Below are 11,874 nucleotides of genomic sequence, written 5' to 3'. Positions count from 1 at the left end.
TGTTTCTCGGCGGCGCAGAAGGGCGCTCGTTCATTCAGCGTTCATGGGCAAAAGGCGAATTTGCCCTCGGTCGCTCCGCCAAGCGGCCGAACAGAGGCTCGTTGCTTGAAAATGCAGCGGGCCTCTTTTTTGATCGCGATAAGTTGATCACGGCGATGGCCCTGAAACTCAGGGCTCGCGACTGTCACGGGTAACTTCTTGGATTGTGGACCTGAATTGACACTTCTAAGACGGTCCGTGTCGCGCGTCCCCTGAAACAGGCCGCGACATTGGGGCCTGGCGCTTGGCGGAGCGACGGGCCTCTTTTATTCGCGCATACGGAAAAGTGGAAGCGCAGGAAGTTGCGACAGCCTATCCAACTGGGCTCCGAGGCATGGGCGACGAATGCGTTCAAACCGGCTCTGATTCGACCGGCCCGGTTCATGTATGACGATTTGATATGGAGGTTTTCAGCAAGTATCGGGATTTTTTGCAAGCCGCTGATTTATCGGGCTTCTAGCTGGTCGGAGTGAGAGGATTCGAACCTCCGACCCCCACGTCCCGAACACGATACGGAACTTACTCCGCCGCTTCCAGAGTGTCCACTTTCCTTGATTTTCCTGATCTTTTCGACATCGGCGTCTCGTCTCGTTCCGGCTGATTTCGGCTCATTCTGTCGGTATCTGTCGGTGCATTCTTGCCATAGCTCCAGCCGTCATAGCCGTCGACGTCGTACTTGTCTTTGCCAATGCGGCCCTTCGAGATCGCCGAATCGATGCCTTTCTGATGGTGCGTCCGGTGATGCCCGTATACCTTCTCGAGAACCTCGAGCGACATTCCCAAATACCCCGAGATGTCATGAATTGAGAGGTCCGACTGGCGCATCAGCCAGGTAGCCGCAGTATGTCGAAGCGTGTGGCCCACCACTTTGCGATCCGCACCAAAGACGGCGTCGGCGACTGTCGCGAACGCCCGAGTATCGACAGCCTTCTCGCCGTTGTACTCAACTGGGTGCCGCGCTCCAAGCCTGTACCACCGTCGCATGTGCGACAGGAGCCGCCGAGGGATCCTGATTGTCGGGGCCTGCTTGTTTTTGGCTACAATTTCGCCCGGTGCTGCACGGTGATACTCGCCGCGTTGAAGGTCGATCCAAGGCTTGCCCGGCTGACGGACGAAGCTAGCTTCGACGATGCGATCCTTGCGCGTACCTGTGTAGAGAGCGACGAGGATGTATCGAGCCACGTGCCTCCACGGAAAAAAATCGGTCAGAACCGTCGTTCCAGCCAGACCCGTCTTGGCGGATTTCTTGGAGTTGTGAGTGTACTTCCTGCGCTTCCTGTACGCATGCCACAGCAGCTTGGCGACCTCGTCGCGTTCCAGGTGCTCCGAGCGCGGTTCCGGCTTGGCTGGAAGATGAACGGTCACCACGGTACGAAGGATGCCGTCCTTATTCGCCAGATTGAGGGCGCTCCGGAGATACTCGAGCCGATTGCGGCCCGCAGTCGTGCTCTTGCAGGTCGCGACGTAGTCACGGCATGTGTCCTTGTCGATCTGATCGACGGTCTTGTCGCCCCACCATGTGATCAGATCCTCCATGTAAGCCATGACCTCTTCCGGTCGCGCGAACGGCCTGTAGTCGGATCCGGGCTTCGGGGGAATACGCTCATCGATATAGTGAGAGAGCACGTCTGCGATCGGCAGCTCGTCGGAAGTCCGGTTCTTTTGAATCGGCTGGTCCGACATCTTCTCTGCTAGCCATTTCGAGAAGTATTTTTGAGCCTCTGCAGCTTCAGCAGGACCGAAGCCTGTGCTGAACTTAACTGTTTTTCCCTTTCCCTCGTCGTAATATTTGACGACCCATTTTGCCGCTTCGACGCTGCCGTTTTTGTTCTGTCGCTCGGCTTCGAGTTGGAGGCGGGGCGGTTCGCGACGTCTTGCCATTTCGATTCGATCCATTCCTTGATGTTGTTTCTGGAAATTTTGTGAGAACCCCGCTGAGAAGTCGGGTGAAGCTGCAGACGACCTTCGGCGATCGCATTGCGGATCGCGTAGGGCCGCACGTTCTTCGACGGTACTCCGGTACGGTCGGCAAACAGCCGGCCACCAAGCTCCGGAAGGCAGAGGGCTTGGGAGATAGTCAGGGGTTCGTCAGGGTTCGGTTCCCACGCTGCCGGCTCACCCGAGACAGAAGGCTCGTCCTGTTCGAAGCCAAGCACACGGCGGAGATCTTCGAGCGCTGTCCAGGCCTCTTCGTCTTCTCGGCACTGCAGATCGACGAGTTCTTCGAACTCCCGCATCGTGGATTCGACGTCATGGTTCAAGTCCGCGATGTACGCGGATTCGTCCCAAACCTGGTCGAGAATGGCGCTCTGATCGGCAGCTATAAAACTCACTGACATCTCCGTGGGATTTTTCGGCATCGCCGTGCATCCCAGTGCTTTCGTTACAAGAATTCGACTGAATTCTTCGCACAAATTGATACGCGAGATGGCAGAACATGTCCGGGGGTTTTCTGTCGGTAAGCGCGGAAAAGGTTAATGACGGGTATTCGGGTCCTCACCATCAGGATCATGCTCGGCATCTTCACACGCCATCTCCTGCATGAAATCCAGACCGTCACCGTAGTCCGCGAGAAAATGCGTCAACGCCTCGGCCTCGGTCTCGAACATCACCGGGATCGCATCCTGCCTTTGTTTCCACTCCTCGGCATTGACGACATTCTCATGCCGGACGCACCGGATCCGTGCCTCGTCGCCGTCACCGATCACGTGCCCCGGACGACCGCAACAGCCACACTTGTCGTCGATTTCCGCCATTGAAGGCTCCCATGCTTAGAATAAACGACATCAATTGCCTTTGACTCGCTTGAATCCAGCATCGATCATCCTCCGGAGCCACTGCCGCAGCCAGTCGCGGTTGCTCTTCGACAACTCGCCGACATCCGGCCACAGCGCGATTTCCTCACGGACATATCCGTCCACGAATTCCTCCTTGACCACGCAGCCCCGAGCGGAATCCGCAAGATCACCGGCATACGCATCGAGCAACTCGCGCCCCCGACCGACGAGCGCCGCGACTTCCGAGGCGAGGTCGGGATGGTCGGCGAGGAACACCTGAAGAGATTCCGCCCCGTCCCTGTGCCGATCTCGCCGCCCGCGCTCGTCGATGACGAGGTTACGCAGGTATCGCAGCAGGAACTCGAGATCGTCGTCCGAAAGCGGCTGCACGCTCTCCCATCGCCCAACCTCCGTGCGGAGCCAAAAGTTGACGTCATCGTCTGCAACGGACATCGCGGCAACGACTGCGAGCTCGATCTTCCCGATGAATTCGAGAAGGAGATCAGCCTTGCGACCGAAATTCTTCTCGATGTCGCGTTCGATCTGGCGGGAGACCGCCGTCTGCGGCATGAGACCGTCATGACGATGCTTCACTTCGACCGACCCATCAGAGGCAACATCGACGGCGGCATGCGACGTGTCCCAATCCAGCGGCGGATCCATTCCCGCCAGAAGACTGACATCGACCGCGCCGACCCAAGGATTCTCGGCATCGGCCATGATCGCGCGCGCCGTCCCAATGACATCAGCGATGTGGTCCTCAATCGGCTGCTCTGCGCGCCAGTGCCACGGATCCGCATGAACTCCATCGTCTTCACGGAGATCGCCGAGGACGGCGGCGTGCTTATCGCAAACAGTCTTCGCGATCGACGAGAGTCGCAGCCGTCCGTTCTGACCGCAGATATCGCACGTGGCAAGACTGCGCAGTCGCACCTCCTCGCGAAGGCGTTCGAGCTCGGATCGGCAGCCGGGTTGTTCGGCATCGCAGGCGATATGGAGGACGAGGCAACCGAACTTTTCCTTGCCTCCCGTGATCGTCGCCTTCCATGCCGACGGATACGTCTCGAGGCGTTCGGCTGCTGACTGAAGAAGCTGTCGCCACCCGATGTCGAATGCGAACGCGGCATCCTGGGCAATCGTGCCCCTATTCATCGACTTGACCGCTTCGAAAACATAATCGCGGTGCTCTACATGCGACTTCCGAAGCCGCGGCCACAGGTCAGAAATCACCAGCTCACGCAAGATCGGCACATCGTCAGAACCCACTGATTTGTCTGTGAGTCGCTTCATCATCGCCGTCATCTCAGCATCGACCACGCCTTCGACGAGGTGATAGCCGTAATCCGACAGATGCGATTTTGTGATCGCCGATGTCTTCCGGATCTCCACCGCGCACAGAGCAGCGAGTTCTTTCTTTCGCTCAGCCGTCATCAGATTCTCCTTCCAAGACGGACCCATCCGTCATCCGTCAGCGCCATCCCCCACTGTCGGTTGAGAAACAGCAGCCTGCTCCAAATCCGCGGCTCCCAGTCTCTGTGATACACGCTGCCGTGCACTCGCCATTCGGCGGGTGTGGATCCGCTCTGCCAGAGTTCGACCCTGTACGGAGTCACGATAGGCGCTCGAAACATGTCCTCTTCCGTCGGCTCCGTCTGCCGCGACAGCCGGAATTCGGGCGGCGGCATCAGATAGCTGTCCTTAGACATGAGCTGCAGGATCCGGCGACCGATCCTGAAATCGGAACCGGTCCTCTGCGACATGTGCCACCCGATACGGCTGATGGTCTCATCGCAACCGAAATCGTAGAGGTCGAGGATCTCCGCCATATCTCGCTGCCGATGCAAGGATTCATTGACGAGTTCTTCGATGTCCATGGATTCGACGTGGATCGTCAGCGGCGGCAGACCGAAGCGGCGTCGGGGTGCAGTCATCGTGCCCACTCCGGCGGTTCCGAGGTCACGAAGGCATCGTCATCGGGATCGTAGCGATGCCAGACACCGGCATCGTCGCGATACGTGTAAGACTCGCTTTCAACCGGCTCCGCACGGTACCCGTCAACGACAGCGTGGTCGGCACAGACAGTCGTCAGGTAACCGCGGCGGCTGCTCCAAACTCCCGGGAGACCGCAATATTCGCATGTGTGATAGCTGCGGGCTTCTGCGAGGCGATGCGCTTCCGTGACGGCCTTAACGGATGCCCAAGTCTCGCCGTAGGAGCTGTCGTAAATGCGCAGCGTGCCCAGTTTTTCTTTGATCTGACCGATCTGGTAGACTGCGCCTTCGGGCATTTCGCGATCGACGACCTCGAAATACGCGTCGAGGATACCGATCCAGCCTTCGTGGCACATGAAGTGAAACTTCGGTCGCAAGAGCCGGGGATGCTTTGCGCAGAGCTCGTCAAACGTCATCATGTCGGAACCTCGAGGGCGTTTCTGTTTCAACCATCGAATCCGTCGCTTCGTCATATCGGTACCACTTTCCGGCGACCTGCATCGTGCCGTAAATCGGTCCTTCTCGGCGGGCACCCCACGACCTCTGATCCGGAGACGCATGCTCGTAACAAAGGCATCGCCACCACGACCATCGGCCCGGCGGCGGCCGACGGATATCGCCTTCGGCCCCACAGATTTCGCATGTCCGTCCGGATTTGATTTCTGCCTTACCCTTCGCGAGCCGCGCTTCCAGTACCGGGGTGTCGCACCAAATTCTGAGGCCGCCCCATTTTTCCTTCATCTCGAGAACGGCCAGAGACGGATCGTGCGGCAGCGCCTCAGTCACGAAATCGCGCACAAGCGGCAGCCAACCGATGCCGACATCGATATAGCGGGCGGCATCGAAAACACCGGGGAATTCCTCGACGAGATCGTCTTTTTTGATGCGGGGGATATCAGGAAGCATCTCAGGTCTCCTCGTTGCACTCATCACAGGTCACGACACGGCCATGGCCACGATCTCGGGCGTGTCCAGACCCGCAGACTGCGCACGTGTGGAGCGACTGCGTGACGTAGCCCTGAACGAGGCGGCCGAGTGCGTAGCGTTCGGCGGGGCCGAGCATGGTTTCGTCGATGTCGACCGTGAGCCAGCCGCGGTCGGCGGACATGGAGCGGACGGCGGTGGTCGGGTATTGGCGCATAAGCGCGAAGCGGAGGTCGTGGATGAGGCTGAACCATCCGATGGGAAGGCGATCAGACATGCAAGGACTCCTTGATTTCACGGAAGGTCATCGGGGCGAACTTCGTGTCTGCGCAGTCGATTCCGACATCCCGGCTGAGGCCGTGCGGCGGCAGATCGCCGTGGGAGTGGCCGAAGAGGTGATAGCCGCCGCGCAGATGCCGGGGCCAAACGCGGCAGCCGTAATGGTGGAGGTAGATGTGGCAGCCTTCGTCCGTCGTCTCCAGTGCGTGGATCGGCGGCTGATCCCATGGCAGATCGCGGACCGCCTTATTCAAGCGGCCTTTGTTATCCAGATCGTGGTTGCCGATCACGAGGATCTTGCGGCCACGAATTTCGTGGAACAGGTGGTGGACGTATTCGGCATCGCCGCTGATCGCGAAGTCGCCGACGATGTAGAGGATGTCGGAAGGTGCAACGCGGTCGTTGATCCGGCGAACGATGGCGGCATCCATCTCCTCGACGGTGTCGAAGGGGCGCGTGGCAGCGCAGTGGCGGAGGATGCCGTGGTGGCCGAGATGGAGGTCGGCGGAATAGAATTTCCGGGTGAAAGACATGGAGGACTCCTGAACATAGACATGCGAATGCGGCATCCCGCGGCGGGGTCAGGCGGCTATTCGACGTATCTTCAGTCCAGTCATCGAGAGTTCCTTGGTTCGAATCCTGCATATCAGGACCCGGATGAGTTGTGAGCCCCTGCCGACTGGAAAGGCGCCGGCAGGGTTAAGATTGAGCGATCGGACTCACTGATAAATCAGTGGGGTCAGGCGGCTGCGAGAAGATCAGCTACTGTGTCGTCAGGATGGACACGGCGGACGAGGCCATGGGCCATCGCTTTGATGTATTCGCGGCGCTGGCTATTCGGTATCCGATCCCACAGGACAGCATCGAGCGACGGCGGCTTCTGAACTGGGAGCAGCGGTGCGCGTGGAGCCTCGGCCGCCTCCGGGTAAGGATTCGTCCGCAGATCCCTGAGGCCTTCGGCGAACGTCACGGCGGCGACTGGATCAGTGGATCCCGGCGTCAGGATCGAGCGCGCGGCCGACATCATCTCCGGGGTAGCGAGGGCTGCGGCAAGCGCGGTCATCGAAACCGTAGGATCGATTTTGAGGGAGACACCCACATTCGTCGGGGACGGGTATCCCTTTCTAGTACGCAGGAAGGCCACACCGCCGTCCTTGCCGGATCGCAGGCAGAGCCAGGTGTCGCAGACATCGGCGACGTGGCGGCTGTCGACGATCCGTGTCGTGTCATCGCCCTCGGCATCGATTTCGAGGTTAGCGATGAAGTCTCTATAGCGGAGGTACTCGGTCATGGGATCATCCTTAGAAACGGAAAAGGGAGAGCTGCCGGAAGCTCTCCCTCAATGAGATCGAGCTCAGGTAAAACCCGATCCTGTTACCAGTGTCAGACGGGCGGCGGAGTTGCACAATAGCCGACAGCGAAATCATGCGGCGATCTCCTGCAGAACTGCGTCTAGGTGCTTGTAGACGAATGCACGGCTGACTCCGGATCTGATCGAGATCGCTTCTTTCGACATTCCGGAAAGCTTGCCTGCATCCCTAAGCCCCACAACCGCCGACTTCAGAGTGTCGAGAGACTTCTTATTCCGCGCTCTATGAGCGTAGACCGCACCCGCACGCTGCCTGTCTTCCACGGTCGGCATGTCCTCGACGATGTGGGCCAGACGCTTGCGTGCTCTCGGCTTGTCGAGCTTCTTGGGATCGAAGCTGACAGCTAGATGCGTGGCGACCTTTTCGATGACATAAGCCGCACGCTCTTCCGACAATCCGGAGGACGACACGTAGGCTGCCATCGAGTCGTAGATCGCATTGCCGAGTTCATCGACTGGAAGGCGAATTCTTTCATCGCGGGAAAAATGCCAGTTGGCGAGCTGCTTGATCCCGAAATCCAACAGCTTGTTGAAGAGCTCGTTCGACTTCAGCTTCCCCATACCGCTTTGAAGTTCGGCAGCGCGACGGATCAGGTCGGGTCGGGTCGACTTCATGTCTTTCAGGGCAGCCGCGTACTCTTTCAGAGACATGAAGTGTTCAGCGTTGGGTGTGATCGTCCGCCAGATCGGCGAGATCGGATTCTTGCAACGAAGCGTGCCTTGTGGAGCGCCGGGATCCACACCGATGTCGAGCAGTGCGGATGTCAACCCGCGCGACACAGCCTCAAACAGACGTATGGGGGTTTGACGGCAGCGGGCGTCCTTCTCGTTGTTCCATACTCCTACCTCCAGCATGAACAGGAAGTGGGGATTGGCAAAGTTCCCGTTCGGCAGCTCGTCACCAACGATGATGTGTGGGAGGTGGGGAATTGAACCTGCATCGACACGCCCCTGCAAAACCTGAACACAAGCTTCTGCTGAGGAGAACACCGCATCGCAATCCAGGCGGATGAACGACAAGAACTGCTTTGTGCCTTCGATGTATGGGCAATCGAGTGTCAGGAGTTTGGACCAGTACGGAACATACAGATCGGCTTTGTTGTCGGATGCCCGAGCCTTCCCTCCGCGCGGAATCCGGGAGACGAACAATTTTAAAATGGGGTTTCCGAAAGTCCTCAGCCCTTGCTCAATGAATGGCTGCCGAACACGCCCAGCGATTTCACGGGCGAACGGAAAGACATAACCGTTGTTGACACGCTCCATCCGCATGCGTTTTTCATCCACAGCACGAACATGGTAACGGTTCATTGTATTGAATTTAGTTCTGCGAGGCTTTCGGTTCGCCACGGTTTCCCGCGACTTCCGGGTCTTGTCGTAGCGATGACAGAAGGCAACAAGCCAGTCACTTGTCGTTGTGGGAGTATCGATCATATGCACCTACCTGAGAGGATGTTCCGGCATCCTGTAGGGTTATGGTGCTTGTCGGCGGAGAACGAATCAACCGTATCTGTCGTACTACGTCTAACCTTTTTAACTTAACACCATCAGAGACAAATAAGTGGACGGTTTCGGCGGGTCTGATCGCCATGAATTACTGTCAACATTATTGTCCGCCATGGTGTTAAGTTAAGAAGGTTTCTACCAGACGCTTGACCAATACCCTGTTGTGCTCTGCGCCGCCGACGGCAATCCTGATATCTCGTAGTGAGGGCACGATGCTCTCTTAGTGAGGACAGGAGACGACTATGCCGAGAGCCAGGACGCATGTGGGTGAGGTGCACGCGAACGAGCAGGTGCGGTATCGCGAGAAACTGAAGGCTCGGGGAACTCCTGAGGCCTCTGACGTGGACGTGGCAGTTGCCGCGGCGGTGGCGGTCTCCTTTGCTCGTTCGGGAGGGAAGCCGAATGGGGATGCCGCCTTCAATGCTCTTGTCGATCTCGCGAAGCAGATACTGGTAGATCGTGGATACGATCTTGGCGAAGCCGATCGGAAGACCCGTGGTCGCCTCCAGTTTCGTGCGGATCTCGATGTCCTGAGTGCGGTCACTACCCGACCTTCGAAACTACCGACTTCCCCCCGTTACTCCGTTTTTAATGATCGACTTTCTCGAGTTCCTCGTAGTGAGCGTAGTGATCGCGGAGGTGTCTGATGGGGAAGTTCGACCCTCCACCGCGCGGGGATGATCCACGTTACCCAAAAGCCCGGGAAGCCCTGCTCGTGCTTGGTGCTGTCGCAGCCGAGGACGCGGACCATGCGAAGAACAGGAACGGCCGTGGTTTCTCCAAAGCCGACTCCACGAAGGGCCACGCCCTAGCCGCGCTCAGCCTGGTTGTCGTCGTGCGCAATCCATCGACGTACGCCGAGGTTCTGTCGATGGCCGCCCGATACCGCCGTCAGGCATCGCGTATCGCTCAAGGGGCTTTCCTCTAAATCGGGTCAAATTGCGGATTCCCGATTCAGCATCGCCACGGCTGCCGGTCATTGGATCTTTCGCTGCGTCGGGGCGACCATCATCTAAACACAGGAGAGCATGATGGCCGAGAAGGACGCTAAAATTCGGACACTATACAGCGCCGAGATCACGTGCGCTCTCAAGAAGCTCAACGGATCGTAGGCTGCCGACGGCGTTTACGGGCTCGAAACGGTTCCACAATATACACTGAGATATCGGTGGGTGGGATGTCACATGAAAGCATTCGAGATTTATTCCGGCGTCGGCGGCATGGGCATCGGGTTCGAAGCCGCAGGCATCCAGGTATCAGGCGGTGTCGATGCGTGGGATCGGGTCGGTTACGTTCGCGCCGCAAACGGGCTGGAATACAACTGGGCGGACGCTTCAGATCTGACCGAATTCGGCACGCAGCTTGATCGGAACAAGGTGGACATTGTGATCGGTGGGCCTCCGTGCCAGGACTTCTCTAAGGGCGGCAAACGTCGACCGGGACAGAACGCAGCTTATACACGATCGTACGCTCTGCTGATCGCCACCGCGCGGCCCGAGTGGTTTGTCTACGAGAACGTGACGGAGGCCGCAGAAAGCCGTGAGTATTATGATGCCCGCAGGATATGGCTGGATTCCGGATACGGACTCACGGAACTCTTCTTGGATGCGTCGCGATACGGAGTTCCTCAGGAGCGCTGGCGATTGATAACGATCGGCAGACGGGGTGAGGCGTACCAATTTCTCGAAGATCCTATCCGGAAACTAGCCTCTAAAGAACAGCGGACAGTCAGGAGCATTCTTGACCCGCGAGACCCGGATGACGCTCGACTGCTAGAAATTGGCTATTACTACACTCGAGCATTTTCCAGCGGTGCGGGCGTGTTCAGCATCGACGAGCCAACCAACGGCATCAACAAGTCCTTCCGGCAAAAGCCCTACGGAATTCACAAGACGCGTGAAAATCCAAAGGACGCAATCCGAGCGACGGATGCCCACGTCCTGACGCAGCAGCAGATGGCTCGATTGCAGGGTTTTCCGAGGAATTTTAAGTGGCCGATCTCCAGCGGAAAGCTAGCTGTCGGTGATATCGACCAGATGGTTGCGAATGCAATGCCGCCCGCTTTCGCGTATCACATCGCAAAAGCCATCCGCGAACGGCACGAAGGAAAGGTCTCGAAGGTCAATAGGGATTTCGGCGCGTGTCTCAGAGAAACCCGCAAGGACCTCAACGAACGAACCATCGATAACATCTGTGGTCGCGTCAATAGGGGCCGCATACTTCTGGGAGGCAGGACCTACTCAGATGCTTACATCGAAGCCGCCGAACTTGAGAGGGTGTTCGATGACATCTACAAGGCGTGGAAGGAGAACCAGAGGCTCCCCAAGGATCAGCGAGATCCCAATGTTCAGGAACCCTTTGACACGACCGCAAAATCCGACATGCGGGTCGCTCTTCGGATGTACGCCGAGAGGCCTCGCGAGAAATCCGAGGTCGAGGTGGCCATTGCAAAGGGCGAAGCCAAGCGCAAGAGAGAGCCGAAACGACCATCGTTGTTTCCACGCTACCCCGCCAAGTGGCTGGCGAAATGGACTATCGAGGATCTATTGCACAGTCCTGTGCCGACCCGAGCGACAAAGAAGCGGCTGCTGACTCCGCGCGTGCCGCCGAAAACCGTCGAGGAGGCTTATCTCGCGGACAAGGCCGCACAGGATTTCGATCCGTATCCAGATGACTACCACCTGTCGCCACCTGCGCTCGATACTGACGAGAACTGGCGACCAGAGGACTACGACGACCCCATGCAAGACACCGAATATCTCGAGCACCTCGAATCCCTCAAAGACGACGACTGACTTACGAGAGATCGAACGGATGACAAAGGCGACTGCGTTTGCGTTGAGCCCGATTTCACTCCAAAGTGAACTATGAGCAAGATCAATCCGCTATCACCCGCGGTTCTGACCCCGGGCACGTGGCATGGGGAATTTTATGGTAAAGCATCCGGAACGATTGGCACCGATGTTCGCTCTGAGAGGGCTAGCATAGCTGG

Annotated in this window: 13 protein-coding genes; 2 read left to right on the top strand and 11 right to left on the bottom strand. The window is 58.1% G+C overall.

Features of this window, described 5'->3' with window-relative positions:
• Positions 1-558 precede the first annotated feature (558 nt).
• From AGR2A_RS05560 to AGR2A_RS05510, 11 genes are all read right to left on the bottom strand, one after another.
• A complete protein-coding gene (locus AGR2A_RS05560; RefSeq protein WP_139786339.1) occupies positions 559-1,722 on the bottom strand; it encodes an integrase in 1,164 nt (387 codons plus the stop codon).
• Positions 1,723-1,730: 8 nt separating this feature from the next.
• The gene (locus AGR2A_RS28855; protein WP_167378176.1) at positions 1,731-2,399 is read right to left on the bottom strand and encodes a hypothetical protein; all 669 of its coding nucleotides are present in this window, start codon (positions 2,397-2,399) and stop codon (positions 1,731-1,733) included.
• A gap of 114 nt (positions 2,400-2,513) precedes the next feature.
• Entirely contained in the window at positions 2,514-2,795 is a 282-nt protein-coding gene (locus AGR2A_RS28850; RefSeq protein WP_139786337.1) for a hypothetical protein, read from the bottom strand.
• 30 nt (positions 2,796-2,825) lie between these two features.
• Complete coding sequence (locus AGR2A_RS05545) at positions 2,826-4,247, bottom strand: hypothetical protein (protein ID WP_080822480.1); 1,422 nt, start codon at positions 4,245-4,247, stop codon at positions 2,826-2,828.
• Positions 4,247-4,747 carry a hypothetical protein gene (locus AGR2A_RS05540; protein WP_080822478.1) on the bottom strand — a complete coding sequence of 167 codons (501 nt, stop codon included), beginning with the start codon at positions 4,745-4,747 and terminating at the stop codon, positions 4,247-4,249. The genes AGR2A_RS05545 and AGR2A_RS05540 overlap by 1 nt, the downstream gene beginning before the upstream one ends.
• Positions 4,744-5,226 carry a hypothetical protein gene (locus AGR2A_RS05535; protein ID WP_080822477.1) on the bottom strand — a complete coding sequence of 161 codons (483 nt, stop codon included), beginning with the start codon at positions 5,224-5,226 and terminating at the stop codon, positions 4,744-4,746. The genes AGR2A_RS05540 and AGR2A_RS05535 overlap by 4 nt, the downstream gene beginning before the upstream one ends.
• Positions 5,213-5,713 (bottom strand): hypothetical protein, encoded by a 501-nt coding sequence (locus AGR2A_RS05530; RefSeq protein ID WP_080822476.1) that lies wholly within the window; start codon positions 5,711-5,713, stop codon positions 5,213-5,215. Before AGR2A_RS05530 ends, AGR2A_RS05535 begins: the two co-directional genes overlap by 14 nt.
• 1 nt (position 5,714) lies before the next feature.
• Positions 5,715-6,008: a hypothetical protein gene (locus AGR2A_RS05525; RefSeq protein WP_080822474.1), complete on the bottom strand. Its 294-nt coding sequence runs from the start codon at positions 6,006-6,008 to the stop codon at positions 5,715-5,717.
• Positions 6,001-6,543, bottom strand: a complete 543-nt coding sequence (locus tag AGR2A_RS05520) for a hypothetical protein (protein ID WP_139786336.1) — start codon at positions 6,541-6,543, stop codon at positions 6,001-6,003. The genes AGR2A_RS05525 and AGR2A_RS05520 overlap by 8 nt, the downstream gene beginning before the upstream one ends.
• 206 nt (positions 6,544-6,749) lie before the next feature.
• A complete protein-coding gene (locus tag AGR2A_RS05515) occupies positions 6,750-7,301 on the bottom strand; it encodes a hypothetical protein (protein ID WP_080822472.1) in 552 nt (183 codons plus the stop codon).
• Positions 7,302-7,433: 132 nt separating this feature from the next.
• On the bottom strand, positions 7,434-8,810 hold the full coding sequence (locus tag AGR2A_RS05510; protein WP_139786335.1) for a replication initiation protein: 1,377 nt from the start codon (positions 8,808-8,810) through the stop codon (positions 7,434-7,436).
• Positions 8,811-9,528: 718 nt separating this feature from the next.
• On the opposite strand from AGR2A_RS05510, the gene AGR2A_RS05500 reads away from it, so the two are divergent.
• Both AGR2A_RS05500 and AGR2A_RS05495 read left to right on the top strand, forming a co-directional pair.
• On the top strand, positions 9,529-9,810 hold the full coding sequence (locus tag AGR2A_RS05500; RefSeq protein WP_080822467.1) for a hypothetical protein: 282 nt from the start codon (positions 9,529-9,531) through the stop codon (positions 9,808-9,810).
• Positions 9,811-10,066: 256 nt separating this feature from the next.
• A complete protein-coding gene (locus AGR2A_RS05495; RefSeq protein ID WP_080822465.1) occupies positions 10,067-11,677 on the top strand; it encodes a DNA cytosine methyltransferase in 1,611 nt (536 codons plus the stop codon).
• Positions 11,678-11,874 lie beyond the last annotated feature (197 nt).

The organism is Agrobacterium genomosp. 2 str. CFBP 5494 (genome assembly GCF_900013495.1).
GTDB lineage: Bacteria > Pseudomonadota > Alphaproteobacteria > Rhizobiales > Rhizobiaceae > Agrobacterium > Agrobacterium pusense.
Note: the sequence above shows the minus strand (reverse complement) of the source record. Positions and strands in the feature narration are given on the sequence as shown.